Source organism: Serratia sp. CY43202 (assembly GCF_052168755.1).
In the GTDB taxonomy this organism is placed as follows: Bacteria; Pseudomonadota; Gammaproteobacteria; order Enterobacterales; family Enterobacteriaceae; genus Serratia; species Serratia bockelmannii.
Genome location: NZ_JBJNMB010000005.1, coordinates 1 through 24948, shown reverse-complemented (window position 1 = coordinate 24948; position 24948 = coordinate 1). Strand labels below are relative to the sequence as shown.

Sequence of the window (24948 nt, the reverse complement as noted above, 5' to 3'; positions counted from 1 at the left end):
CGCTGGCCACAATCGAGCCGTTGATTCGCCATAAGGATAGACGCATGTCGCTGACGTTACTCGAGATTATCGCCCTGACGGGCATTTTTACGCTGGCCGGCACGGTCAAAGGGGCGATCGGTCTGGGGTTGCCGACGGTCTCGATGGGGCTGCTCAGCCTGATGATGCCGCCGGGGCAGGCCGCCGCGCTGCTGCTGTTACCCTCGTTGATCACCAATCTGTGGCAGTTGCTGTGCGGGCCGAGGTTGGGGGCGCTGTGCCGTCGACTCTGGCCGATGATGCTGTGCGTCACGCTGGGCACGTTGCTGAGCGCCGGCGCGCTCACCGCCACCGACGGCCGCCTGGCGCCGCTGGCGCTGGGCGTTTGCCTGATCGGCTATGCGCTGTTGGGATTCACCCGTTTCGATTGGCGTGTTTCCGCCACGGCAGAGCCTTGGCTGGGGCCGCTGTGCGGCCTGGTGACCGGCGTGCTGACCGGCGCCACCGGCGTATTCGTCATACCGGCGGTGCCCTATCTGAACGCATTGGGCCTGGCGCGTGACGATCTGGTGCAGGCGCTGGGGCTGTCGTTCACCGTCTCGACGCTGGCGCTGGCCGCCGGATTAGCCTGGCATCAGGCGCTGCCCGCTACGCTGCTCGGCGGTTCGCTGTTGGCGCTGTTGCCGGCGCTTGCCGGCATGTGGCTGGGGGAGAGGGTGCGTCGTCATTGTCGCCCGCAGCTGTTCCGCCGCCTCTTCTTTATTGGGTTATTAATCTTGGGCGTTGAGATTATTTGGCGATTCAATTAATTGAATCGATAGCATCTGCGTGTAATTAGGTTCGGTATATTATTCTGGATTTTATTCCAATATGATTATTTTCAGCAGTGAGAATACACCTTCAGTCATTCTTGTCAAAAAATAGCCCTTATGACAGCGGTTCCTGCGCCAGTGGTTTCTGGGGAATGGCAGTTCTACAGGAAATGGTTATGGCGGCAATGGCACTGGACCGAGAGAGGCCAGAGAATCCAGAACCAAACGCTAATTAACAGCTGCAATCCCAGCACAGAAGTAAAATTCTGTGCTTTTATGGGGTATATGATGAATAAATATGTTGTTTTTATAAAGAGCGATGAATCAAGGGTGCAGAGAAAGGAAGTGGTTACACGAGAAATAATTAAAGATATGAAGCAGAAAGGGTTCAGAAAGCATCATATTGAAGTAGAAGCTGAGAACGAAAATGATGCCATTAACCAACTAAATAAGAACAGCAATGACTATTTGGACTCATTGAGAAATTTTTCCGGTGATTTATTGTTTTGCTCTGTTTGCGTCATTGTTATGGTCATGGTTTATTTATTCAATTGAGCCATAATCCAGTTTTGAATCATTCATTTTTTTATACTATCCGATTGCCCGCTAAAACCCCAATAAGGCTCAGGCCTGCGGGCCGCCCAAAATGGTCTCCCACATGCCGGCGAGAATGCGTTTGCCGATTTCGCTCTTCAGTCTTCATACCCGCCGTGGGTGATAGCCATGTCTTTGCCGTGCGCCACGTCGCAGCGTTTGCGTGCTTTCAGCACCAGATCTTGATAACGCAGCAGGGTGTCTTCGATGCCCTGCGAGTGGGTCTGAACGGCGATGGGGCAAGGCGATTTTTGCTGCCCGCTTCCGCTTTCAATTTACGGCGCGGCGCATTGCGCGATATTCTGGTTTTCTGATGGGCTAACGGCGGATGAGGGAACCATGATTGACAGCCAGGTGTTTGAACAACAAAGCCTCGACAATCTGCTGAGCTATTGGCGGCGCCATCGCCGCCTGCCGGGCGCGCGCTATCCGGCCGGGCCGACAGACAGCCTGTGTGACGTGCCGGGCGTCAGCGTCGGGCATCACACCTTGGCCGACGGCGAATGCCAGACCGGCGTCACCGCCATCGTGCCGCCGGGCGATCTGTTCAACCAACCGTTGCCGTGCGGCAGCGCGGTGCTCAATGGCTTCGCCAAGCCGCTGGGATTGGTGCAATTGAATGAGCTGGGGGAGTTGCAAACGCCGATCCTGCTGAGCAACACCTTCGCCGTCGGCACGCTATTCAACGCCATGGTGCGGCGCAGCTGCTTGCGCTACCCGCAGATCGGCCGCGGCAGCGCCACCATCAACCCGCTGGTGCTGGAGTGCAACGACGGCTACCTCAACGATATTCAGGCGATGGCGGTGCGTGAGGAGCACGTCTTCAGCGCGCTGGATAACCATTCCACCCGCTTTGCGCGCGGCAGCGTCGGCGCCGGGCGCGGCATGAGCAGCTTCGGCCTGAAGGGCGGCATCGGCACCGCCTCGCGTTATTGCCCGGGGCTTGGCACCACGCTCGGCGTGCTGGTGCTGGCCAACTTCGGTACCCTCGACTCGTTGACGCTGAGCGGCGTGCGCGTTGGCCCGGCGCTAGGCAAGCTGTTGGCGGATCCACCGCCACAGGTGGACGCCGGTTCGGTCATCATCATCATCGCCTGCGATCGGGCGCTGGACAGCCGGCAGCTGAACCGCATCGCCCGCCGAGCGGGCGCGGGTCTGGGGCGGGTGGGCAGCCATTGGGGGCACGGCTCCGGCGACATCGCGCTGGCGTTCTCCACCCGGTTGCTGGGGGCCACGCTGCCGGACGAACGGCTGGAGCCGCTGTTTGCGGCGGCCGCGGATGCCACCGAATACGCAGTATTGGATGCGTTGCTGAGCGCCGAGGGCGTCAGCGGTTTCCAGCAGCACGCGCGTATGGCGTTGGGCCCGCTGCTCGATCGGCTGGCGGCAAATTGAATAACGGGAGTGTGATGTGAAAGTCTTTATCTCTGCGGATATTGAGGGTATTGCCGGCGTGATGCGGCCGGAGCAGTGCAACCCGGCCCACGCCGACTATGCGGCGGCGCGCGAGCTGATGGAGCAGGAAGTCAACGCCGCCATCGACGGCGCTTTTGCCGGCGGCGCTACCGAGGTGACGGTGGCCGACAGCCACGCCATGATGCAGAATCTGCGCGCCGACCGCATTGATGCGCGGGCGCGCCTGGTGCAGGGCAAACCGCGCGGGCTGTCGATGGTGGAAGGGCTGCAGCATCAACGTTACGACGGCCTGATGTGCATCGGTTATCACAGCGCCGCCGGCGAACGCGGCGTGCTGGCGCATACCATCAACGGTCGGGCCTTTTATCGCGTCAGCCTGAACGGCGAAGTGGTAGGCGAAAGCGATCTGTATGCGGCGATGGCGGCGGAGTTGAACGTGCCGTTGTGGCTGGTGAGCGGTGACGACGAGCTGCAACGTTGGATCGCTGAACGTTATCCGCAATCTGGCTATGTTTGCGTAAAACGCGCCCTCTCGCAAACCGCCGCCGAATCGCTCAGCCCACAGCGGGCGCGGGCGGAGATCCGCGAGCGGGCGATGCAACAGGTGCGCCAGGGCGCCAGACTGCCGGTGGAGCGCCGTTTTATGCCGCCTTACCGGCTGACGCTGATGGCGGCCAAACCGGTGCTGGCGGATCTGTTCAGCCTGGTGCCTGGCGTGCAGCGCCAGGACGCGCTGACCGTGGCCTTCGACAGCGACAACATGGCGGCGCAAATCAACCTGCTCAGCGTCTTCTCCTATCTGGCGACGACGCAGAGTTGACCCCGGTGCGGGTGCCTGCCCGCACCGCACGATTCTCCAATAGAAAAACCCTCTTCAACATTAAGTCTACTGGATAATAGGCTACGCTAATTATTGCTCTGTTGCGCTATATCACCTGACGGGCGCAACAAGCCATTCCCATAACAAGATTTGTTTCGCCGAAGGCAGTGACGCCTTCGGTTTTTTTGGAGTCATGAGCAATGAGCATATCCCAAGTTCCGCTTTCGCGGCGGCGGTTTATCGTCGGCGCCGGGGCGTTGGTGATCGGCGCCTATCTGCCATCCACCGGCGCGCTGGCGCGTTCGGCTGCCCCGATCGCCTCCGGCGCGGCGGCGTTAGACGCCAACGCCTTCGTTCAGATCGGCGCCGACGGCGTCGTCACCGTCATCAGTAAACACACCGAAGTGGGCCAGGGGGTCTATACCGGCATGGCGACGCTGGTCGCCGAAGAGCTCGATGCCGACTGGGCACAGGTGCGGGTCGTGGCCGCGCCGGTGGACACCAATGTCTACAAAAACCTGGCCTTCGGATTCCAGGGCACCGGCGGTTCCAGCTCGGTGGCCAATGCCTATGAGCAAATGCGGCGCATGGGCGCCATGGCGCGCGCGCTGTTGGTGCAGGCCGCCGCGCAGAGCTGGAAAACCTCGGCGCAGGAAATCACCGTGCAGGCGGGCAAGATCCACCATGCCGCCAGCGGGCGCGAAGCGGGCTTCGGCGAATTCGCCGCGCTGGCCGCCACGCTGCCGCCGCCCGATCCCGCCAGCCTGACGCTGAAGGATCCGGCCAATTTCACCCTGATCGGCAAAACGCGCGGTTTGCACCGCGTCGATTCGCTGGCGAAAACCAACGGCAGCGCGCAGTTCTCGCAGGATATCCACGAGCCGGGCATGTTGACCGTCACCATCAAAAAACCGCCGCGTTTCGGCGGCAAGGTGGCGACGTTTGACGCCGAACGCGCGCTGGCGGTACCGGGTGTGGTGGCGGTGAAACAGGTTGCCACCGGCGTGGCGGTTTACGCCAACAATACCTGGGCGGCGATCCAGGGGCGGGACCGGCTGCGGGTCACCTGGGACGACGCGCAGGCCGAACGGCGCAACACCGAGGAAATCTACGCCGAATTCCGTCAGGTGGCGCAGAAAACCGGCGTGGTGGCGAAGAGTCTTGGCAAGCCGGACGAGGTGTTCGACAAGGCCGACAAGGTGATCGAGGCCGAATACACCTTCCCGTACGTCGCGCACGCGCCGATGGAGCCGCTGGACGGCTATCTGTTCTGGGACGGCGAGAGCGTCAAGGCGCGCTACGGCTGCCAAATCCAAACGCTCGACCACAAGCAGCTGTGCGATCTGTTCGAGTTGCCGCCGGACAAGGTGCAGATTGAAACCATTCTGGCGGGCGGCAGCTTCGGCCGGCGCATCGATTTAGGCAACCCGACGCTGGGGCCGGATCTGGCGGCCGACATGGCGGCGGCGGCCAAGGGCATCGGCCCCGGCCACGGCGTGAAGGTGGTGTGGACGCGCGAGGACGACATCCGCAACGGCTGGTATCGCCCGATGATCCTGCACCGCCTGCGCGGCGCCATTCGGGGCGGCAAGGTGGTGGGCTGGACCGATACCGTGGTCGGTCACTCCTGGACGCGCCACAGCGCGATGGATGCGCTGGTGGTCAACGGCCTCGATCAGATGATGGTCGAAGGCGCCAGCGAGGTCTCATACACTTTCGAAGCCTTCCGCTGCGATGCGCATATCGTGCCCGGCAAGGTGCCGACCACCTCGCTGCGGTCGGTCGCCAGCACCCACACCGGCCACGCGGTGGAGAGCTTTATCGATCAGCTGTTGCAGGAAACCGGCCAGGATCCGGTCGAAGGGCGGCTGGCGCTGATGGGCGATGCGCCGCGCGCGGCGGGCGTGCTGCGGGCGGTAGCGAAAGCCGCTGACTGGCAGGGCGCTAAAGTGGTAGACGGACGCGCGCGCGGCGTGGGCGTCGCCAAGGCGTTCGACACCTATGTGGCGCAGGTGGCCGAGGTGTCGATCGGCGAAGGCGGCATCCCGAAAGTGCATAAAGTGTGGTGCGCGGTGGATTGCGGCGTGGCGGTGAACCCCGACGTGATCCGCGCGCAGATCGAGGGCGGCATCGGTTACGGCCTGAGCCTGGCGCTGTACGGCAATATCACGCTGAAAGACGGCGTGGTCGAACAGTCCAACTTCAATAACTTCCGCCCGTTGCGCATCGATGAGATGCCGGAGATCGAGGTGATCATTGTGCCCTCGACCGAGAAACCGACCGGCGTGGGCGAGCTGGGGGTGCCGACCATTGCCCCGGCAGTCGGCAACGCGCTGGCGCTGCTCGGGCGGCCGCGCACCTCGCTGAGCCTGCCGCTGCATAATCCCACTGCGAATCCGGCGTCTGACAAGGAGAGAACCTGATGATTCAATTAACCGTAAACGAGCAGCCGCTGACCTTCGAGGGCGATCCGCACATGCCGCTGCTGTGGTTCTTGCGTGACGAAGCCGGCCTGACCGGCACCAAATTCGGCTGCGGCATCGCCATGTGCGGCGCCTGTACCGTGCATCTGGACGGCGTGCCGGTGCGTTCATGCATGACGCCGGTCTCCGCCGCCGTCGGCAAAAAAATCACCACCATCGAAGCCGTGGGCGCCACGCCGGAAGGCAAGGCGGTGCAGGAAGCCTGGCTTGATCTGGACGTGGTGCAGTGCGGTTACTGCCAGTCCGGCCAGATCATGAGCGCCAGCGCGCTGCTGGCGCAAAGCAAGAACCCGAGCGATGCGGACATCGACGCGGCGATGGGCGGCAACGTTTGCCGTTGCGCCACCTATGTGCGCATTCGCGCCGCCATCCACCAGGCCGCCAAGGCGTTGGGTTAGGGAGAGATGCGATGAGCAATGCCTTGAAAGGGCTGTTATGGCTGATTATCGCCGTGGTGGTGTTGGCGGGAGGATACGCGCTGTATACGCTGCTGCGGCCCACCGGCGCTGAGCCTGCGGCGCCGATCGCCGGGGCGCCGGCCGGCATCACCGACAAACTGGCGCGCGGCGAGTACCTGGCGCGTGCCGCCGACTGCGTGGCGTGCCACACCGCGCCGGGCGGCGCGCCTTATGCAGGCGGCTTCGCCTTCAAGTTGCCGTTCGGCACCATTTACGGCACCAACATCACCGCCGACAAGGAAACCGGCATCGGCAACTGGAGCGACGATCAGTTCGTACGCGCGGTGCGTGAGGGAATCGGCCCACAGGGCAATCTGTATCCGGCGATGCCTTATACCTCGTACACCGAACTGAGCCGCGATGACGTGCTGGCGATCAAGGATTATCTGTTCAGTCTGCCGCCGGTGAAACAGGCCAACCCGCAAAACGAGCTGTCGTTCCCGTTCAACCAGCGTTGGGGCATGAAATTCTGGAACCTGGCGTTCTTCCAGGAGCAGCGTTTCGCGCCGGATCTCAACAAGGATGAACAGTGGAATCGCGGCGCCTATCTGGCGACGGCGCTCGGCCACTGCGGCGAGTGCCATACGCCGCGCAATCTGGGGTTCGGTCTTAACCAGAGCAAGCACCTGAGCGGTGAAGTGGTGCAGGGCTGGTTCGCCGCCAACATCACGCCGGACAAACAGACCGGCATCGGCGGCTGGAGCGACCAGCAGCTGTCGCAATATCTGGCCACCGGCCATGCGCCGGGGCGCAGCAGCGCCGCCGGCCCGATGGCGGAAGCGGTGGAAAACAGCCTGCAGTTCCTGACGCCGGAAGATAATCTGGCGCTGGTGAAATACCTGCGCGACATCGAACCGATTGCCGGCGATGGCGCCGCTGCGGTGAATCTGCAGCCGAAGGGCGCGGGGGCTTCCACCCCGATCCTGCCGGGCGGGCAAGACAGCTCGCTCGGGCGGCGGATGTTCGCCAACGACTGCAGCGGCTGCCACCAGTGGAACGGGCCGGGCCGCCAGAGCGAGTACGCGTCGCTGGTGGGCAGCACGGCGGTGAACGATCCGCAGGGGCGCAGCGTGGTGCAGGCTATCCTGAAGGGGACGAGCATCAGCGTCGGCGAGCGGCATGAGATGATGCCGTCGTTCGGCAGCGCCTATTCCGACGAGGAAGTGGCGGCGGTCGCCAACTTCGTGGTCGGCCATTTTGGCGACAAGCAGGGCAAGGTCACCGCCAAACAGGTGGCGGAGCAGCGCAAGCAGTAAAGAAAGCGGCGAGGGAGTCTCTCCCTCGCCGCAGCGTCAGCGGCTGCGCCGCGACATCACCCGTTTGTCTTTCGGTCTATCCTGCCAGTCCTCAACCTGATTATTGAAGTTGTCCGCCAGCAGGTAAGCCGGGGTTTTCGCCAGCCAGTCGGACAACGAAATATCCTGATAAATGCCGTTGTCCATCACGATCAGTACCTTCAAATCCTCATCGCCGATGTTCTCGATGTAATGGCCGAAGCCCTGCGGCACGTAACCGACGTCTGAAGGGGCGTACTCTTCCGTCTGCGCGTGGCCGTGCGAGCTGAACACCGTCATCCGGCCTTTGCCGGCAATATAGTATTGCCATTCGTTAGCGTTGGGGTGCCAGTGCAATTCCCGGATCGCGCCGGGTTTCACGATCTCGATGATGCCGGTCATGGTGGTGGAAATAGGAAATTCTTTCGATGACACCAAATGGACGCTGCCCGCATCATTTTCAAAGAACGGCTTTTGCTTCATTAATTCATAGCGGTGGGTCAGCGGGGAATTATTTAATCCGCCGTCGTTTTTCGGCAATGGTAATGTGGGCGGGACGGCGCCGCCGACAATATAAGCTTCACCCTGTTTGGCCTTGGAAAATACCGCCGCCGGCATGTCGACGCTTTTTTCCAATACCTCTTTCGGCATATGCGCCACCCAGTCGGTGATGCTGAAGGTGCCGAATTCGGAGAAATGCCCGTTATCGAATGCCAGAATAAAATGCGCGCCGTCCGCCAGCGCCTGAATGGAATGGCCATAGCCTTTCGGGAAATACCAGACGTCGCCAGGGCCGAAATCCGCCACCTCACATTTTCCCTCGGGATCGAGGATGGTGATGCGCGCATGGCCTTCCAGCATGAATGCCCATTCGGCGGCGATGGCGTGCCAATGCAGTTCGCGCACGCCGCCCGGCTCCAGCGTCATGTCGACGCCCGCCACGCCTTCGGAGATCGGGAATTGCTCGACGGTGGCTTCGCGTGCCCAGCCGCTGGGCAGGCTGCGTTTTTTGCTGTCGGTGAATTTGTATTTATAGAGATGCTGCGCATCGGCAGGCGGCTGATAGCTGCTGGGAGGCACGATATTACGATGGTCGTCGGCAGCGGCATTTTTGGCGATGCCGCCGATCATGCCGGCGGCGGCCGCGCTGACGGCGGAGACTTTCAATATATCACGACGCGATAGCATAGCATTTTCTCCAATATAAACCGTGCGCCTGCAGCAGCAGGCGACGGGGAAGGCGCGATCGCCATTGAAATGATTTTTTGTCATCGGCGGGAATAGGCTGTGACCCTTAAATCCTAGCGGCTGGAATGTATTGCGTAGGCGCTTATTTGTTTGCGTTTGTTACTAAGTGAGTGCAGGTTTAATTAATTGCCCGGAAGTTGAATAGTCATGAATCTGAATTAATCTTTCCCTGTAATTAAATAAACAAAGTGACAATAAAGCGCATTATTTTGGGTTATTTCCTTCCGATTGCGCTATGGGTGTGCGCAAAAAGCGTGCAGCGGCGACATTGCAGTGCATTTACGCTAAATCGTGACGCCTTTCACAACGCTGACGTATGGCTATTGCCGAGTATTCGCGAGTATGGTGATACTTTTAGCGCGGTCGAGAAGACCGCACACCATTTTTATTGCGGCGTGTTACTGCTAAAGCAGGCAAGACCAAAATAGGAATGCACTTCTCCTTGTGACGAGGCGCATTTCCATTTTGGTCTTTTTTTTGCATTTTACCGGGGAAAACAATGGACTATCAGAAACTTGGCTTAGAAATATTGGCGCGGGTCGGCGGTAAAGGCAACGTCAGCAAGCTGACGCACTGCGCGACCCGTTTGCGTATGGAATTCAACGACGACGCTAAAGTGGATTCGAAGGCGATCGAAGCCCTGCCGGGCGTTATCAGCGTGGTGGTGCGCGGCGGCCAGTTTCAGATCGTGGTCGGCAATAACGTGCAGCAAACGTTCCGCGTGCTGCAAAAGGAGATTGGCCAGCCGCAAACCGGCGCTCAAAAGCAGCAGCCGAAAGGTGGCGTGGTGTCACGGATTATCAGCGTGATTTCCACGACCTTTACCCCGGTGATCCCGGCCATTACCGGCGCGGGGATGATCAAGGCGCTGCTGGCGATCCTCAAGCTGGCCGGGGCGATAGATCCCGCCGGCACGACCTATCGATTGCTGGATACCGTCGCCGATGCGGCGTTTTTCTTCCTGCCGGTACTGTTGGCTTACGGTGCCGCGATAAAATTCGAGTGCAATCCCATCCTGGCGATGACCCTCGCCGGCGCGTTGCTGCACCCTAATCTGGCTCAGATGCTGGCGGCAGGCACCGCGATTGATTTTCTCGGCATGCCGGTGCGGCTGGCGGATTATGCCGGCTCGGTGTTGCCGATCATTTTTACCGTGTGGCTGATGTCCTATATCGAGCGGTTTGCCGAGAAGGTTTCGCCGACGATGATCAAGTTCTTCACCAAACCGATGATTGTGCTGCTGGTCACCGCGCCGCTGGCATTGGTGGTGGTCGGGCCGTTCGGCATTTTCCTCAATGACATGGTGGCCGCCGGTGCGGCGATCGTCGATGGTAGGGCTAGCTGGCTGATTCCTATGTTGATGGGCGGGCTGCAGCCATTTTTGGTGATCACCGGCACCGCCTGGGCGATGACACCGATCGCCACCGGCCAATTGACCAAGAATGGTTTTGAGATGATTAACGGGCCGGGCATGTTGGCGTCCAATATTGCGCAAGGTGCGGCGACGCTATGTGTGGCATTCCGCACCAAGAACACGAATTTGCGCCAGTTGGCGTCCTCCGCCGGTTTTACCGCGTTGTTGGGGATCACTGAACCCTCGCTGTACGGGGTGACGCTGAAACTGCGCAAGCCGTTGATCGCAGCGATGATCGGCGGTGGCTGCGCCGGCATTTACGCCGGGTTGAGCGGGTTGGTGCGCTATGCCTTCGTTTCTCCTGGCCTGGCTGCTTTGCCGGCGTTTATCGGTGAGAACCCGATGAATATCGTGCATGCGCTGATCACTTGCGCCATTGCCATCGTCGTGACCTTTGCCCTGACCTGGATCCTTGGCTTCGACGATCCGGTCGAGGAGGCGACCGAAGTGACTCAGGTGGCGGCCGACGAGGTATCGCCGGTTTTCAGCCCGCTGACTGGCAAAGCCGTGACGTTGGATCAGGTCAACGATGACGTCTTCTCACAGGGCTTGTTGGGCCAGGGCATGGCGATCATACCGTCGGAAGGGGTGCTGCGTGCGCCGCTGGACGGCGAGATCGTGACTTTCCTGCCGTCAAAACATGCGGTCGGCATCAAGGGGGACAACGGTGCGGAGCTGTTGCTGCATATCGGCATCGACACGGTAAACCTGGGTGGCCAACACTTTGACTCCGGACTGCAGATTGGCGATCGCGTGAAGGTCGGCGACGAGCTGGTGCGTTTTGACATCGGCGCGATCGCCGCATTGGGCTTCGATCTGACGACGCCGGTATTGATCGTCAACAGCGAAGCGTTTCAGGTTCAGGTGTTACCTAAGCCGCATGGCGTTCATGCCGGTGAGACGATTATGGCGCTGAAGGCCAATAAGGAGCCGGCATGATTTATCAACGCTTGCACGATTTTCCCGCCGAGTTTCTCTGGGGCGCGTCGACTTCCGCCTATCAGGTGGAGGGCGCATGGAATGAAGACGGCAAAAGCCCGTCGATCGTCGATATGCTTGAACATCCCGCAGGCACGGCGGATTTTACGGTGGCCAGCGATCACTATCATCGCTTTCGCGAGGATGTGAAGCTGTTCGCAGAACTGGGGTTAAAGGCCTACCGGTTTTCGGTTGCGTGGACGCGCGTGTTGCCCGATGGCGTCGGCGAAGTCAATGCGCCGGGGCTGGCGTTTTACCGGCAGTTGATCGACGAATTGCTGGCGCACGGCATCGAGCCGGTGGTGACGCTGTATCATTTCGATCTGCCTTATGTGCTGGAGCAGCAGGGCGGCTGGTCCAATCGCGCCACCATCGAGGCTTTTGTCACTTACGCCGGCGTGCTGTTCGACGCCTTCGGCGATCGGGTGAAGTATTGGCTCACCATCAATGAACAGAACACCATGATCCTGCACCCCGGCGCTATCGGCACGCCCAAAGGCGGTGCGTTGCCTGACAAACGGACGCTGTATCAGCAGAGTCATCATATGTTGGTCGCTCAGGCCAAAGTCATGGCATTATGCCATCAGCGCTGTCCCGGCGGGAAAATTGGCCCGGCGATCAATACCACCTCGATGTATCAGGAGACCTGCAATCCGCTGGATGCCATTGCCGCTCATAACTGGGAGACGTTACGCTGTTGGAGTTTTCTCGATGTGGCGGTGCATGGCCGCTACAACGCCCTGGCCTGGCGTTATCTCGAGGATCGGGGGTGGGCGCCGGACAGGAAGCCGGAGGACGCGGCGCTGCTGTTGGCGGCACGACCGGATTATGTGGCGATCAATTACTATTCCACCGCCACGATCGCCGCCAGCCGCGGCGACGGTGCAGACGTGAGCGCACGCGCCGGCGATCAGCAAATCATGCTCGGCGAACCGGGCGTGTATCGTGCGGCGGAAAACCCGTTTGTCGGCAAGACGCGCTACGGATGGGTGATCGATCCGGTTGGCCTGCGCTTAACGCTGCGCAAGACCTTCGAACGCTATCACCTGCCGATACTGATCACAGAGAACGGCATTGGCGCGCCGGATGAATTGCGGGCGGATGAGACCATCGACGATGACTATCGCATTGAATTCATGCGGCAGCATGTCGAACAGATGCGGCTGGCGATCAACGATGGCGTCGAGCTGCTCGGTTATTGCCCGTGGGCGGCGATTGACGTCGTCAGCACGCATCAGGGCTACGCCAAGCGCTATGGATTTATCTACGTGAACCGCGGAGAACGGGATCTTAAGGATCTGCGGCGCATCAAAAAACGCAGTTTTGACTGGTATCGGCAGCTTATCGCCGCCAATGGCCGGTTAGGCAAATAAGCAAGGTGACGGCCGAGACGATGAAAGTCATTAAGGTGCTCAACAACAGTCTGGTGTTAACCGCGGACGACGATAACCGTGAGGTTATCGTCATGGGCAAGGGAATTGGTTTTAACAGCAAAACCGGAGACGAGATCAACCCGGCCGCCATTGAGAAAGTGTATGTGGTGCAGGAGGGGCAAAAGGGGCGCGATTACCTGCGGCTGATTGAAACTGCCCCGACGGAACACATCGAAATTGTGCAGATGATCCTCAGTGAGGCCAACCGCCAACTGAACGGCAACATTAATGAACAGATTTTCTTTACGCTGGTGGATCACGTCAGTTTTGCTATCGAACGTCATCACAAGGGTATCGCCATCCAAAACCGCCTGCTGTTCGAGGTGAAGCGTTTCTACCCGCGAGAGTTTGCGGTGGGGCTGCAAGCCTTGGCCTACATTAACCAGCGGCTGAGTATCCAACTGCCTGAAGAGGAAGCGGGCAATATCGCCTTTCACCTGGTCAACGGCCAGACCGAAGTGCAAAACATGGAGCACACGTTGCTGGCGGTGAAGATGCTGAAAGATATTTTCAATATCATCAAGTATCACTTTCGCCTCAATATCGACACCGATTCGCTGAACTACGCGCGCTTTTTAGTGCATATGCAGTTCTTTATCCAGCGCATGCTCGACGGCAAACAGATGACCTCGAAGGCCGACTTTCTGTTTGCCCAGATGATGGCCGAGTACCCGCATGCCTATCGCGGCGCGCTCTTGATCCGCGATTACGTGAAGAATCTGCTGCAAATGGAGATGTCGAACGATGAGCTGCTGTATTTGATGATCCACCTGACGCGCATCACCGATCAGCCCGAGGCCTGAACCGCCTCGGCGACCAGTTCGCGAAAGCGCTCGACGATCGGCGAGGCCGGGCTGCGGCGCAGCGCCAGGTAAAGCGGGGCGCTGAGCTGCGCTTCTTCGGCGAGGGTGCGGTAGACAATGCCGTCGCCGCCCAGCCGCCGCATCGAGCCGGGCACGATTGACAACCCCAGCCCGGCGCCGACCAGGCTGAGGGTGGCCGGCAGGCGTGGCGCTTCCTGCACGATGCGCGGGCTGAAGCCGGCGCGGTGGCAGGCGGCCAGGATGGCGTCGTACAGCCCCTGGCCGGCCGGGCGGCGATAGAGAATAAACGCCTCGTGGGCCAGTTCGGCCAGCGGCAGCGGCTGCTGCGTTTCTTGCGCCAGCCGGTGGCCCAGCGGCAGGGCGACGATCATCGGCTCGCTGAGCACCGGCTCGACGCTCAGGCCGGGAATGCCGTTGGCCGGCGAACGCACGAAGGCGGCGTCGAGGCGCTGTTCCAGCAACGCCTCCATCAGTTCGCCGCTGCCGGCTTCTTCCAACTGGGTGGTGATACCCGGCAGGATGTCGCGGTAGCGGCGCAGCAGGTTGGGCACGAACGGATGCAGCGCGGCGGAGCTGGTAAAACCGATGGCGATGTGGCCCTGCTCGCCACGGGCGGCGCGCTGTACCGCTTCGCGCAGGCGTTCGGCGCGCGCCAGCAGGGCACGGGCCTCTTCAAACAGCACGCCCCCTGCTTCGGTGACGCGCACGCCGCGCGGCAGGCGCTGCAACAAGGTTACACCCAGTTCGTCTTCCAGCCCCTGCAGCAGGCGGGTCAGCGGCGGCTGTTGGATAAACAGCCGCTCGGCGGCGCGGGTGATGTTGCCTTCTTCCACCACGGTGACGAATGCCCGCAGGCGACGCAGTTCGATCATAGCCATACCTCAAAGGTATTGTTAGTTTCTCCGGAATGCATTAGACATCATGGCACGGCGGCGCGCATGATACCAGATATCAAAACAAGCGATGTGGAACGGCAATGTCATGTCAGATATCAATACGTTAAAACCGCACCCGGCGGCAGCGCCGGGTAATGCGGAGCTGTTTTTGGGCTTTCTGTGGCTGGGGCTGATCGGCTTCGGCGGCGTGCTGCCGATGGCGCGCAGTATGCTGGTGGAGCGCCGGCGCTGGCTGAGCAGCGAACAGTTCACCGAGCTGCTCGGGCTGTGCCAGTTCCTGCCCGGCGGCAATGTGATCAATCTGTCGGTGGCGGTGGGGATGGAGTTTCGCGGGCTGCGCGGCGCGCTGTGCGCCTTGCTGGGCCTCATCAGCGCGCCGACGGCGATCGTGGTGGGGCTGGGTATGGTCTACGCCCGTTTCCAAAACGATCCGCATGTGCAGCATGTGTTCGCCGGGCTGGCCGCCGCCGCCGCCGGGCTGCTGCTGTCGACCGGGATCAAGATGCTGCTGCCGCTGCGCGGTAAATGGCCGGCGCTGGCGATCGTCGCGCTGGCGCTGATCGCTATCGCCTGGCTGCGCCTGCCGCTGCTGCCGACCATGCTGGTGCTGGCGCCGCTGAGCATTCTGCTGATGTGGCGGTGCCCGTCATGAGCGGGGTGTTGATGGCGTTAGCGCTGATCTTCACCGAACTCTCTCTGCTGGCGTTCGGCGGCGGCATGACCATTCTGCCGGAAATGCAGCGGCAGGTGGTTGAGGTGCATCAGTGGATGAGCGCCCAGGAGTTCAGCGCGTTGTTCGCCATGGCGCAGGCCGCGCCGGGGCCGAACATGATGATCGTGCCGCTGGTCGGCTGGCACGTCGCCGGCTGGGCGGGGCTGTTAGTGTCTTCGATCGCCAAGTTCGGGCCGTCTTCCATCGTTACGCTATTGGTGATGGGCGCCTGGCGGCGCTTTAAGGATCGCCCGTGGCGCCGCATCGTGCAGGCCGGACTGGTGCCGCTGACCGTGGGGTTGGTGGCGGCCAGCGGTATCTTGATCGCCGAGGCTTCCGCGCCCAGCTGGCGGCTGGCGGCGATCGTGGCGCTGGCGACGGGGTTGAGCATGAGCAAGCGCCTCCATCCGCTGTGGGTGCTGGCGGGCGGCGCGCTGCTCGGGTTACTGTTCGCCTGAAGGGTTAGCGCGGGATCAGCACAAAGCGCGAAGGGCCGTTGCGGTCGATCAGCTCATAGCGCTTCGGCGCGGTCAGGGCCAGAAACGCCACCATGCTCCCTTCGGCGTCGGTCAGCGTCATGCCGTCCGGCGTCGGCCGCCAGGCGACCGGCAGCGCGTGCAGCGCCAGCGGCTGCAGGCATTGGGCGGAGGCGCTGAAACGGAAAGCGTTGGTGTTGGCCACCGCTTCGTCGCTCAGCTGCACCTCGCAGACGGTTTTACCGTCGCCGATGGCGGCGAGCTGCCAGTCGCCCTTCAGCGCGGCGGGTTCCAGCAACGGCAGTGAACTGCCCAGGGCACTGCTGCACAATATGCTCATAACGACTCCTGTCAGGCTGGCGCGGCGCAAGGCGCGCATAAGGAAATGGGTTGGCATCGGGTCACTCCTTTCGGCTGTCCGTTCACACTTTAGCACGTACCTATCTTGATGATGAGGGAAGGATTAGGTTTTTTAATCCTCGATTATTCTGATCTGATCGGCGATAAAATACGCAAAAAGACGAATAATTAACCCGTTAATGCGCTCATTTTTCTCATTAATATAGTGAGAATACAAATTGTTATGCGTATCTCCATCTCTATGCCCGGCGCGGTGAGGCCAGGCCGGGTGGGCTCGCGCCAGCGGGGTGAGTCACTATACTGGTCATTCCTAAGCCTTGGCTTAGATTAGAACGACTGATGAATAGTCTTACAAAGCGAGTGGGTTCCTATTGTGTAAAAGGAGAATACAATGCGCAGTCGCCACAACGACATTTTGCAAGATGACGATGAGTTCACCAGCCTGGCCGCCACATCCCCCAACGATCATAACTATCAGTTTTACTATCACCAGCCCGGCAGCCCCTATGACGGATTGGGCTACGGCGCGCTGTTCACGCTGGACAACGCTAATCTGTACAGCAACCAGCGCGGCGGGGCGGCGATTAATAATTTGGGTAAAATCCGCGATAACTTCAGCTTCGATCGCGCCGCCGATCAGTTGACGCGGCCGGGCCTGACGCACAACGGCGACCAGGTGTATCACCAGCCGGTCGCGCTGACCTATTCCTTCCTGACGCAGAGCGCGCTGAACCGCATCGGCCAGACCGGTGACGGCGACAAGGGGCTGCAGCCATTGACCCAGGCGGCGCAGGCTCAGGCGCTGAAATCGATGCAGGCGTGGGCCGACGTGGCGAACGTGACCTTTACCGAGGCGGCGTCCACCGATATCAACCACCGCGCGGACATCACCTTCGCTTACTTCACCCAGCGCGCCGACGGCAGCACCGCCGCCGGCAGCGGCCCGAATGCCATCAACGCGTACGCCTATTACCCGCCGAGTTCCAAATCGGGCAGCGATAACGCCTTTGCGGGCACGGTGTGGTTCAACAAGAACTTTGCCACCCATCAGGCGCCGGTTAGCGGCGACTTCAGCAGCCAGACCTTCACCCACGAGCTGGGGCATGCCCTGGGGCTGGCGCACCCGGGATCTTATGACGCGTCGCTGGGCAACCCGAGCTACCAGAACGATGCCGCCTATTATCAGGATTCGTTGCAATACTCGATCATGAGCTATTTCAACGCCGGTTACACCGGCGCCGACACCAAAGGGGTGTACGGCTATGGCCCGATGGTGGATGACATCGCCGCGATCCAAAAATTGTACGGCGCCAACATGAGCACCCGCACCGGCGACACGGTGTACGGCTTCAACTCCAACACCGGGCGCGATTTCCTGACCGCCACGGCGGACAACGGCAAACCGGTCAACTTCGCGGTGTGGGACGCCGGCGGCAACGACACGCTGGACTTCTCCGGCTACAGCCAGCAGCAGATGATCAACCTGAACGACGGCGCGTTCTCCAGCGTCGGCGGTGGCACGCAGAACGTCGCCATCGCGCGCGGGGCGATCATCGAGAACGCCATCGGCGGCAGCGGGCGCGATGTGATCATCGGCAACGATCAGGACAACCTGCTGGCGGGCAACGCCGGCTCCGATATCCTGTACGGCGGCCTGGGGGCGGATCATCTGTGGGGCGGCAAAGACGCCAATAACTTCACCGACTATTTCGTCTATCTCAACGCCAGAGAGTCCACGGTGGCGGCGTTCGACGTGATTGAAGACTTCGAGCACGGCATCGACAAGATCGATCTCTCCGGCCTGCGCTTCAACAACAGCCTGAGCGAGCTGCGCTTTATCGACAGCGGCAGCGCCTTCAGCGGCCAGAAAGGCGAGATCCAGCTCAACTTCGACGCCTTCAACGGCACCACCGATCTGTTGATGAACACCCAGAGCAACAGCTACGCCGCCGACTTCAAGATCCATGTGGTCGGGCAGGTCGAGCAGAGCGATATCTTGTTTGCCTGATAAACTGAGCAAATCGTCTCATTATACAAGGGCCTGACGGCCCTTTTTTGGGAGCGTGATCATGAGCGGTTTTTTTTCACAATCAAGATTCGATGTTCGTCTTGAATGGGGAATTCAGGCGGTTGAATTGATGGCGCAGGATGTGGATTGCGTCGTTATCGTCGATGTGATGTCTTTCGCAACCTGTGTGAGCGTTGCATTATCTCGAGGTGCGGTGGTTTACCCTTATCCATGGAAAGATGACAGGGTACAGCAGTATGCCGAAACATTCGGGGCGGTAGTTGCCAATGCCAACCGACGCTTCGCCGGAGAAGGCTACTCTCTTTCACCTGCTTCACTGGCCGCGTTGAATCCGGGCACAAAATTAGTGCTGCCATCACCTAATGGCTCTGCACTGGCGTTTAAGGCTCGTGAGTCAGGAGCCGTGGTGTACGCCGGCTGTTTGAGAAATCTGACGGCGACGGCGGATGCTTGCAACGGGTACAAAAAAATATTGATCGTTGCTGGGGGCGAGAAGTGGCCGGACGGCAGTTTGCGTCCGGCGCTAGAGGACTGGGTGGTTGCAGGCGGCATAGCCTCTCTGTTCTCGGGGAAAACACTGTCCCCAGAAGCCTTGGCGGCCGTAGCTTGCTATCGAACGCTACCGATTAACATATTGTTCGAGTGCAGTTCTGCCCGGGAGCTGATAGAACGCGGCTTTGCCAAAGACGTTGAGCTTTGTCTGACACTTGACGCCGAGAAGGATGCCAGCCGGTTGCAAGACAACTACTTCATTTACACTGACCCGGCCGCCGCCGCGCTTTCCGCTACGAAAGAACCGGTCGTCACCTCGCCGGCGCGGCGGTAGTGGGCCACGATCACGCCGCCGGGCGAGATCACCGAGTGGGTCAGCGTGAAGGCCGCCGGCGCCGCGTTGTCATCGAACAGCCGCTTGCCGCCGCCGAGCAGCACCGGGTAGGTGAGCAAGCGCAGTTCATCCACCAGATCGTTGGCCAGCAGCTGTTGCATCAGCGTGCTGCTGCCCTGCACCAGCAGCACCGGCCCCTGGGTGCGCTTCAGCTCGCGCAGCCGGGCGAGGATGTCTTGCCCCAGCCACTGGCTGTTCTCCCACGTCAGCGTCTCGCCGTGGTGGGTGGCGACGTACTTGGTGGCCTGATTGAACACGCGGGCGATGTCGGCGGAAAACGGGTCGGCCTCGTCGGTGATATGCGGCCAGTAGCCGGCGAAGATATCGTAGGTGCGCCGCCCGAGCAGCAGATCGAAAGGCGCAGAGAAAAGATCGCTCATCGTTTCCGCGACGGCGTCATCCCAGTAGGGGGCGGTCCAACCGCCGAAGCGAAAGCCGCCGCTGCGGTCTTCGTCCTGCCCGCCGGGCGCCTGCATCACGCCGTCGAGGCTGACGAACGCGCTGGCAATAATCTGTCGCATGGCTGTCTCCTGCAATTGAGTGCCAGCTGAAAGTTTAGCCGCCGTGCGGCGGCCGCGCCAACCGGCCGCTCAGGGTTGCAGCGCCTTGAGCAACGCCTGATGGAAGCGCGCCGGCTCCTCCATTTGCGGCGCATGGCCCAGCCCGGCGAACTCGATCAGCGTGGCGTGCGGGATGAGTTTCGCCGCCTGTTTGCCCAGCACCGCGTAATGCCCGATTTTGGCCTTGACTGCCGGCGGGGCGATATCGCTGCCGATGGCGGTGGTGTCGGCGGTGCCGATCATCAGCGTGGTGGGGGTTTGCAGATCCTTGAACTCGTAATACACCGGCTGGGTGAAGATCATGTCGTAGATCAGCGCCGAATTCCACGCCACCAGGCGGTGGCCCGGCCCGTTGTTCAGCCCGGCCAGCATATCCACCCAGCGATCGTACTCCGGCTTCCAGCGGCCGCCGTAGTAGGTGCGCTGCTCATAGTTGCGGATGCCCTCGGCGGAGGTGTTCAGCTCGCGTGCGAACCATTGATCGACGCTGCGCCACGGCACGCCTTTCGCCTTCCAGTCCTCGAGGCCGATCGGGTTGACCATCACCAGCCGTTCCACCGCCTGCGGATACATCAGGCTGTAGCGCGTGGCCAGCATGCCGCCGGTGGAGTGGCCGATGACGATGGCCCGGCTGATTTTCAGGTTCTGCAGCAGGCCGTGGGTGTTTTGCGCCAGCTGCTGGAAGCTGTACTGGTAATGCGCCGGCTTGGTGGAGGCGCAAAAGCCGATTTGATCCGGCGCGATGACGCGATAACCGGCCTTGCTCAGTGCCTTGATGGTGTCCTGCCAGGTGGCGGCGCAGAAGTTTTTACCGTGCAGCAACAGCGCGGTGCGGCCGTTGGCGGTGCCTTCCGGCGGCACGTCCATATAGCCCATCTTTAACGTCTGCCCCTGTGAGGTGAAGCTGAATTGCTGCAACGGGTAGGGGTAGTGAAAGCCCTGCAGTTCCGGGCCGAACTTCGGCGTTTCGGCGGCGGCGGGGAACGCGGCCAGCGTGGCGCACAGCAGTGCGCTGCGGGTGAATCTCAGCATCCTGATCTCCTGAAAAGGGCGATAGCCGAGTATAGCCACAATCAGGGCGTCGGCGCGCCAGTGGTTTCAGATAATTCTGTAATATGACGGTTTGATTCCCGGCCAGATTCCGGCCACGCTCTTTTTCACAGTGAACGCGGTCACGCCGCGCAACATTGGCGGCGCCTGATGGTTTTATTTCAAGGCTAAGTTATGCGATGCTTAAGCATTATTTATGCAAAAGGATCCTCGCATGTCCGCTTTATCCCGCTGCGCTTTCAGCGAAGGCAGCGTCGCTTTGCCGGAAGGCTATGCCGATCGCACGGTCAACGTCCTGTTGGCCGGCGATGATGTTTCCCCCTCAGTCAATATTTCCCGCGATGCGCTGCAGCCGGCGGAGAACCTGGAAGGCTACGTCACCCGCCAGCTCGATGCGCTGGCGCAGGGGCTGAAAGGCTGGGCGTTCAAAAGCCGCGAACCGGCGACGCTGGGTGACGGGTTGGCCGCCGGTGAATGGGTGCGCGCCAGCTACCTGCGCGACGGCAAGCGCATCTGGCAAAACCAGGCGGTGTTCGCGCTGGCGGAGGGGCGGGTGCTGGTGTTCACCCTGGCGATGGCGCGCAAGCTGACGCCGCAAGACGACGCGCTGCTGTTGCAGGTGCTGAGCAGCTACCGGGCGGCCTAACGATGAACTCTTCACGTAAAAGGATCTTACGATGACCGAAGCGGCTCGCGTCGGCGATATTATCGGGCATTCCCATGCCCTGGCCGGCATGATTGCCGGCACCCTTGTCGGCGGCCTGATCGCCGCCGCAGGCGCGGTGGCGGCGGGGGCGCTGTTCGTCGCCGGCCTGGCGGCTTCCTGTATCGGCGTCGGCGTACTGCTCATCGGCGCCAGCCTGGCGGTGGGATATCTCACCGGGGAGGCGGCCACCGCGGCGCGCGACGGCATTGCCGACGCCGGTGCCGGTAGCCTGACCCCCAAAGGCAATATCGTCACCGGCTCCCCCAACGTTTTCATCAACGGCAAACCCGCCGCGCTCGCCACCAATAGCCAGGTGGCCTGCAGCGACGACGGCCCGAGCATGCAGATGGCGCAGGGCTCAGACAAGGTCAGCATCAACGGCCAGCCCGCCTCGCGCGTGGGGGACAAAACCAACTGCGACGCGCAGGTGATGGAAGGCTCACCCAACGTGTTTATCGGCGGCGGCACCGTCACCACCTTGCCGATCAAGCCCGAAGTGCCGGATTGGCTGTACAAGGTCTCTGACCTGACGCTGCTGTTCGCCGGCCTGGTGGGCGGCGTGGGCGGCGCCGCCGGCAAGTTGGGGGCGCTCGGCAAACTGCTGGGCAAGCTGCCCGGCATCAACAAACTGGCGCGCATCGCCTGCCGTGCCGGCACCCTGATGACCGCGACCGCCGCGGTTGGCATTATCGCCCGGCCGGTGGATATCGTCAGCGGCCAGAAATTCCTCGACGGCGAAGACGATCTCGATTTCGTGCTGCCATCGCGCCTGCCGGTCGCCTGGCAGCGCTATTGGCGCAGCGGCAACCCCGGCGACAGCGTACTGGGCCGCGGCTGGAATCTGTTCTGGGAGAGCAGCCTGCAGCCGTATCAGGACGGCCTGGTGTGGCGCGCGCCTTCCGGCGACTTCGTCGCTTTCCCTATGGTGCCGCGCGGCCACAAAACTTACTGCGAAGCCGAAAAATGCTGGCTGATGCACAACGATGACGGCAGCTGGCAGCTGTTTGACGTCGGCGAACAGATTTTCTACTACCCGCCGCTGGCGGGCGAGCAGCCGAGCCGGCTCAGCATGATCACCGACGCCATCGGCAACGCCACCTCGCTGTTTTACGACGACGAGGGGCTGCTGAGCGAACTGGTGGACAGCGCCGGGCAGCGCCTAATGTGCCGCTATGCGCAGGGCCGCCTGCGCGAAGTGGCGCTGCAAACCGCCGAAGGCGAACGGACGCTGGCGCGCTACGGTTACGATGAGCAGGGCCAACTGACGACGGTGAGCAACCGCGCCGGTGAGGTGACGCGCCGCTTTGGCTGGCGCGACGGCCTGATGATCAGCCACCAGGACGCCGCCGGGCTGCTGAACGAATACCAATGGCAAGAGATCGACGGCGTGCCGCGCGTGACGGCCTACCGCAACAGCGCCGGAGAATCCCTTGAGTTCGGTTACGACTTCGCCGGCGGGCGCCGCAGCGCGGTGCGCGGCGACGGCAAGCGCGCGGAGTGGCGGCTGGATGACGACGACAACGTGGCGCAGTACACCGATTTCGACCAGCGCCGCTACGGTTTTATCTACCAACGCGGCGAGCTGTGCAGCGTGCTGCTGCCCGGCGGCGCGCAGCGCCAGAGCGAATGGGATCCTTATGGCCGCCTGCTGTCGGAGACCGATCCGCTCGGCCGCGTGACGCGCTATCAATATTCGCGCAACAGCGGCCGGCTGTTCGCCGTCGCGTACCCGGATGGCAGCAGCGAGGCGCAGCACTGGGACACGCTGGGGCGCCCGACGCGTTATGTCGATGCGCTGGGCAATGCCACGCTGTACCGCTATCCGGATGACGAAGAGAGCCTGCCGGCCAGTGTGATCGACGCGCTGGGCGGGGAAGTGAAGCTGGAGTGGGACGCCCGCGGCCAGCTGACGCGCTACACCGACTGTTCCGGCAGCGTCACGGCTTATACCTACGATGCGCTGGGGCAACTGACGGCGCAGACCGATGCCGAAGGCCACCAGACGCGCTACCTATGGGATAACGGCGGGCGCCTGCACACCCTGATCCACCCGGACGGCGGCGAAGAGCGTTTTAACTGGAATGCGCACGGCCAGCTGGCCGAACATCAGGACGCGCTGGGCAGCCTGACCCGCTGGCAGTACAACGCCCTGGGGCTGCCGGTCAGCATTACCGACCGCATCAACCGCACCCGGCGCTATCACTACAGCCAGCAGGGCTGGCTGACGCGGCTGGAGAACGGCAACGGCGGCGAATACCGCTTCAGCTACGACGCGGTCGGCCGAGTGCTGGCCGAAGAGCGCCCGGACGACACCCGCCACTATTATCGCTACGGCGCGGCCGGGCTGCTGGAGGAGCACCGCGAGGTCGGCCTGCCGGGCAGCGCGGGTGAGCTGACGCAGCGCGAACAGCGCTTCCGCTTCGACGAGGCCGGGCAGCTGGTCTGGCGCGGCAACGCCAGCGCGGAATGGCATTACCGTTTCGACGCCATGGGGCGGCTGCGTGAGCTGAACCGCCTGCCGACGGCGAGCGGCGCGGCGCTGGGCATCGAGCCGGACAGCGTGCAGATGCGCTATGACGCCGCCGGGCGGCTGCTCGGCGAGCAGGGCGTGAACGGCGAGCTGCAATACCAGTGGGATGCGCTGGCCAACCTGCAGGCGCTGACGCTGCCGCAGGGCGATCGCCTGCAGTGGCTGTATTACGGCTCCGGCCACGCCAGCGCCATTAAATTCAACCAGCAGGTGGTGAGCGAATTCACCCGCGATCGCCTGCACCGGGAAACCGGCCGCAGCCAGGGCGCGCTGCAGCAGCAGCGGCGTTACGACGCCATGGGCCGCCGCAGCTGGCAGAGCAGCGCCTTCGGCCACGACAAACTGACCCGGCCGGAAGACGGCGTGCTGTGGCGCGCTTATCGCTACACCGGCCGCGGCGAGCTGGCCGGGGTGAGCGACGCGCTGCGCGGCGAAGTGCACTACGGTTACGACGCCGAAGGCCGCCTGCTGCAACACCGCGAACCCAATCAGGGCAAACCGGGCGCGCGGCTGGTGTACGATCTGGCGGATAACCTGCTGGGCGAGCGCAGCCCGCAGAGCGATATCGACGCGCACCTGCCGCTGGCGCCGATCGCCGACAATCGCCTGACGCACTGGCAAAAACTGTTTTACCGTTACGATGCCTGGGGCAACCTGATCAGCCGGCGCAACGGCCTGTATGAACAGCACTACCGCTACGATGCCGACAATCGGCTAGTGCAGGCGCACGGCCGCGGCCCGCAGGGCGAGTTCGAGGCGCAGTACCATTACGACGCGCTGGGCCGCCGCAGCCGCAAGGCGGTGCGCTACAAGGGCAAAACCGCACAGACGACCCGTTTCCTGTGGCAGGGCTACCGGTTGCTGCAGGAGCAGCGCGACGACGGCAGCCGTCGCAGCTGGAGCTACGATCCGGCCAGCCCGTGGAGCCCACTGGCGGCGCTGGAGCAGGCGGGCGACAGCCGCTCGGCGGATATCTACTGGTATCACACCGATCTGAACAGCGCGCCGCT

General features: G+C 61.9%; 21 protein-coding genes and 1 pseudogene. 16 read left to right on the top strand and 6 right to left on the bottom strand.

Features of this window, described 5'->3' with window-relative positions; translation table 11 throughout:
- The first annotated feature begins 44 nt into the window (after window positions 1-44).
- The gene (locus ACJ8J5_RS11495; RefSeq protein WP_197770234.1) at window positions 45-788 is read left to right on the top strand and encodes a sulfite exporter TauE/SafE family protein; all 744 of its coding nucleotides are present in this window, start codon (window positions 45-47) and stop codon (window positions 786-788) included.
- A gap of 291 nt (window positions 789-1079) precedes the next feature.
- On the top strand, window positions 1080-1346 hold the full coding sequence (locus tag ACJ8J5_RS11490) for a hypothetical protein (protein ID WP_043143311.1): 267 nt from the start codon (window positions 1080-1082) through the stop codon (window positions 1344-1346).
- A 69-nt stretch (window positions 1347-1415) separates the two neighbouring features.
- Here ACJ8J5_RS11490 and ACJ8J5_RS11485 read toward each other — a convergent pair.
- Window positions 1416-1615: pseudogene (locus ACJ8J5_RS11485) on the bottom strand (FAD-dependent urate hydroxylase HpxO); the annotation flags it as partial.
- A 109-nt stretch (window positions 1616-1724) separates the two neighbouring features.
- On the opposite strand from ACJ8J5_RS11485, the gene ACJ8J5_RS11480 reads away from it, so the two are divergent.
- The 5 genes from ACJ8J5_RS11480 to ACJ8J5_RS11460 all read left to right on the top strand — a co-directional run bounded on the left by ACJ8J5_RS11480 (window position 1725) and on the right by ACJ8J5_RS11460 (window position 7818).
- Window positions 1725-2780 carry a P1 family peptidase gene (locus ACJ8J5_RS11480; protein WP_025302749.1) on the top strand — a complete coding sequence of 352 codons (1056 nt, stop codon included), beginning with the start codon at window positions 1725-1727 and terminating at the stop codon, window positions 2778-2780.
- Window positions 2781-2796: 16 nt separating this feature from the next.
- Window positions 2797-3621 (top strand): M55 family metallopeptidase, encoded by an 825-nt coding sequence (locus tag ACJ8J5_RS11475; protein ID WP_060433005.1) that lies wholly within the window; start codon window positions 2797-2799, stop codon window positions 3619-3621.
- A 200-nt stretch (window positions 3622-3821) separates the two neighbouring features.
- Window positions 3822-6044: a xanthine dehydrogenase family protein molybdopterin-binding subunit gene (locus ACJ8J5_RS11470; RefSeq protein ID WP_414104517.1), complete on the top strand. Its 2223-nt coding sequence runs from the start codon at window positions 3822-3824 to the stop codon at window positions 6042-6044.
- Complete coding sequence (locus tag ACJ8J5_RS11465) at window positions 6044-6502, top strand: (2Fe-2S)-binding protein (protein WP_025302752.1); 459 nt, start codon at window positions 6044-6046, stop codon at window positions 6500-6502. The genes ACJ8J5_RS11470 and ACJ8J5_RS11465 overlap by 1 nt, the downstream gene beginning before the upstream one ends.
- An 11-nt stretch (window positions 6503-6513) precedes the next feature.
- Window positions 6514-7818 carry a c-type cytochrome gene (locus ACJ8J5_RS11460; RefSeq protein ID WP_025302753.1) on the top strand — a complete coding sequence of 435 codons (1305 nt, stop codon included), beginning with the start codon at window positions 6514-6516 and terminating at the stop codon, window positions 7816-7818.
- Between the two features lie 36 nt (window positions 7819-7854).
- Here the strand turns inward: ACJ8J5_RS11460 and ACJ8J5_RS11455 are convergent, their stop codons facing one another.
- Window positions 7855-9024, bottom strand: coding sequence for a cupin domain-containing protein (locus ACJ8J5_RS11455; RefSeq protein ID WP_197810988.1), 1170 nt, complete (start codon window positions 9022-9024; stop codon window positions 7855-7857).
- 559 nt (window positions 9025-9583) lie between these two features.
- Here ACJ8J5_RS11455 and ACJ8J5_RS11450 point away from each other — a divergent pair.
- Genes ACJ8J5_RS11450 through licT form a run of 3 tightly spaced genes read left to right on the top strand, consistent with a single transcriptional unit; the run spans window position 9584 to window position 13712 of the window.
- The gene (locus tag ACJ8J5_RS11450; protein ID WP_043143225.1) at window positions 9584-11437 is read left to right on the top strand and encodes a beta-glucoside-specific PTS transporter subunit IIABC; all 1854 of its coding nucleotides are present in this window, start codon (window positions 9584-9586) and stop codon (window positions 11435-11437) included.
- A complete protein-coding gene (locus ACJ8J5_RS11445; RefSeq protein ID WP_197827675.1) occupies window positions 11434-12849 on the top strand; it encodes a glycoside hydrolase family 1 protein in 1416 nt (471 codons plus the stop codon). The genes ACJ8J5_RS11450 and ACJ8J5_RS11445 overlap by 4 nt, the downstream gene beginning before the upstream one ends.
- Window positions 12850-12869: 20 nt before the next feature.
- Window positions 12870-13712, top strand: a complete 843-nt coding sequence (gene licT, locus ACJ8J5_RS11440; RefSeq protein ID WP_060433010.1) for a BglG family transcription antiterminator LicT — start codon at window positions 12870-12872, stop codon at window positions 13710-13712.
- Here licT and ACJ8J5_RS11435 read toward each other — a convergent pair.
- Window positions 13697-14611 carry a LysR family transcriptional regulator gene (locus tag ACJ8J5_RS11435; RefSeq protein WP_060433011.1) on the bottom strand — a complete coding sequence of 305 codons (915 nt, stop codon included), beginning with the start codon at window positions 14609-14611 and terminating at the stop codon, window positions 13697-13699. The two genes, licT and ACJ8J5_RS11435, sit on opposite strands and share 16 nt — an antisense overlap.
- Window positions 14612-14714: 103 nt before the next feature.
- Between ACJ8J5_RS11435 and ACJ8J5_RS11430 the strand changes: the two genes are divergently transcribed.
- Together ACJ8J5_RS11430 and ACJ8J5_RS11425 are read left to right on the top strand one after the other, a co-directional pair.
- Window positions 14715-15281 carry a chromate transporter gene (locus ACJ8J5_RS11430; RefSeq protein WP_197842574.1) on the top strand — a complete coding sequence of 189 codons (567 nt, stop codon included), beginning with the start codon at window positions 14715-14717 and terminating at the stop codon, window positions 15279-15281.
- Window positions 15278-15799 (top strand): chromate transporter, encoded by a 522-nt coding sequence (locus ACJ8J5_RS11425; protein WP_028127817.1) that lies wholly within the window; start codon window positions 15278-15280, stop codon window positions 15797-15799. The genes ACJ8J5_RS11430 and ACJ8J5_RS11425 overlap by 4 nt, the downstream gene beginning before the upstream one ends.
- A gap of 4 nt (window positions 15800-15803) precedes the next feature.
- Here ACJ8J5_RS11425 and ACJ8J5_RS11420 read toward each other — a convergent pair whose 3' ends face one another.
- The gene (locus ACJ8J5_RS11420) at window positions 15804-16157 is read right to left on the bottom strand and encodes a protease inhibitor Inh/omp19 family protein (RefSeq protein ID WP_016927814.1); all 354 of its coding nucleotides are present in this window, start codon (window positions 16155-16157) and stop codon (window positions 15804-15806) included.
- A 411-nt stretch (window positions 16158-16568) separates the two neighbouring features.
- Between ACJ8J5_RS11420 and ACJ8J5_RS11415 the strand changes: the two genes are divergently transcribed.
- Window positions 16569-18185, top strand: a complete 1617-nt coding sequence (locus ACJ8J5_RS11415; protein WP_173888943.1) for a serralysin family metalloprotease — start codon at window positions 16569-16571, stop codon at window positions 18183-18185.
- A gap of 61 nt (window positions 18186-18246) precedes the next feature.
- Window positions 18247-19032 (top strand): 2-phosphosulfolactate phosphatase, encoded by a 786-nt coding sequence (locus tag ACJ8J5_RS11410; protein WP_414104516.1) that lies wholly within the window; start codon window positions 18247-18249, stop codon window positions 19030-19032.
- Here the strand turns inward: ACJ8J5_RS11410 and ACJ8J5_RS11405 are convergent.
- Window positions 18960-19613 carry a dihydrofolate reductase family protein gene (locus ACJ8J5_RS11405; protein ID WP_414104515.1) on the bottom strand — a complete coding sequence of 218 codons (654 nt, stop codon included), beginning with the start codon at window positions 19611-19613 and terminating at the stop codon, window positions 18960-18962. The genes ACJ8J5_RS11410 and ACJ8J5_RS11405 overlap by 73 nt on opposite strands.
- Window positions 19614-19682: 69 nt before the next feature.
- Window positions 19683-20684 (bottom strand): alpha/beta fold hydrolase, encoded by a 1002-nt coding sequence (locus tag ACJ8J5_RS11400; RefSeq protein WP_202669462.1) that lies wholly within the window; start codon window positions 20682-20684, stop codon window positions 19683-19685.
- A gap of 232 nt (window positions 20685-20916) precedes the next feature.
- Between ACJ8J5_RS11400 and ACJ8J5_RS11395 the strand changes: the two genes are divergently transcribed.
- Together ACJ8J5_RS11395 and ACJ8J5_RS11390 are read left to right on the top strand one after the other, a co-directional pair.
- Window positions 20917-21348, top strand: a complete 432-nt coding sequence (locus ACJ8J5_RS11395; protein WP_096242224.1) for a DcrB-related protein — start codon at window positions 20917-20919, stop codon at window positions 21346-21348.
- Between the two features lie 31 nt (window positions 21349-21379).
- The coding region (locus ACJ8J5_RS11390; RefSeq protein WP_442520479.1) for a PAAR domain-containing protein at window positions 21380-24948 on the top strand (3569 nt) is incomplete at its 3' end.

Bases quoted from the DNA above. Each gene is read 5' to 3' on its own strand.
- ACJ8J5_RS11495 (WP_197770234.1), top strand. From the start codon at position 45: ATGTCGCTGACGTTACTCGAGATTATCGCCCTGACGGGCATTTTTACG.
- ACJ8J5_RS11395 (WP_096242224.1), top strand. From the start codon at position 20,917: ATGTCCGCTTTATCCCGCTGCGCTTTCAGCGAAGGCAGCGTCGCTTTG.
- ACJ8J5_RS11470 (WP_414104517.1), top strand. From the start codon at position 3,822: ATGAGCATATCCCAAGTTCCGCTTTCGCGGCGGCGGTTTATCGTCGGC.
- ACJ8J5_RS11450 (WP_043143225.1), top strand. From the start codon at position 9,584: ATGGACTATCAGAAACTTGGCTTAGAAATATTGGCGCGGGTCGGCGGT.
- ACJ8J5_RS11400 (WP_202669462.1), bottom strand. From the start codon at position 20,684: ATGCTGAGATTCACCCGCAGCGCACTGCTGTGCGCCACGCTGGCCGCG.
- ACJ8J5_RS11490 (WP_043143311.1), top strand. From the start codon at position 1,080: ATGAATAAATATGTTGTTTTTATAAAGAGCGATGAATCAAGGGTGCAG.
- ACJ8J5_RS11455 (WP_197810988.1), bottom strand. From the start codon at position 9,024: ATGCTATCGCGTCGTGATATATTGAAAGTCTCCGCCGTCAGCGCGGCC.
- ACJ8J5_RS11430 (WP_197842574.1), top strand. From the start codon at position 14,715: ATGTCAGATATCAATACGTTAAAACCGCACCCGGCGGCAGCGCCGGGT.
- licT (WP_060433010.1), top strand. From the start codon at position 12,870: ATGAAAGTCATTAAGGTGCTCAACAACAGTCTGGTGTTAACCGCGGAC.
- ACJ8J5_RS11435 (WP_060433011.1), bottom strand. From the start codon at position 14,611: ATGGCTATGATCGAACTGCGTCGCCTGCGGGCATTCGTCACCGTGGTG.
- ACJ8J5_RS11460 (WP_025302753.1), top strand. From the start codon at position 6,514: ATGAGCAATGCCTTGAAAGGGCTGTTATGGCTGATTATCGCCGTGGTG.
- ACJ8J5_RS11405 (WP_414104515.1), bottom strand. From the start codon at position 19,613: ATGCGACAGATTATTGCCAGCGCGTTCGTCAGCCTCGACGGCGTGATG.
- ACJ8J5_RS11410 (WP_414104516.1), top strand. From the start codon at position 18,247: ATGAGCGGTTTTTTTTCACAATCAAGATTCGATGTTCGTCTTGAATGG.
- ACJ8J5_RS11480 (WP_025302749.1), top strand. From the start codon at position 1,725: ATGATTGACAGCCAGGTGTTTGAACAACAAAGCCTCGACAATCTGCTG.
- ACJ8J5_RS11425 (WP_028127817.1), top strand. From the start codon at position 15,278: ATGAGCGGGGTGTTGATGGCGTTAGCGCTGATCTTCACCGAACTCTCT.
- ACJ8J5_RS11465 (WP_025302752.1), top strand. From the start codon at position 6,044: ATGATTCAATTAACCGTAAACGAGCAGCCGCTGACCTTCGAGGGCGAT.
- ACJ8J5_RS11445 (WP_197827675.1), top strand. From the start codon at position 11,434: ATGATTTATCAACGCTTGCACGATTTTCCCGCCGAGTTTCTCTGGGGC.
- ACJ8J5_RS11415 (WP_173888943.1), top strand. From the start codon at position 16,569: ATGCGCAGTCGCCACAACGACATTTTGCAAGATGACGATGAGTTCACC.
- ACJ8J5_RS11420 (WP_016927814.1), bottom strand. From the start codon at position 16,157: ATGAGCATATTGTGCAGCAGTGCCCTGGGCAGTTCACTGCCGTTGCTG.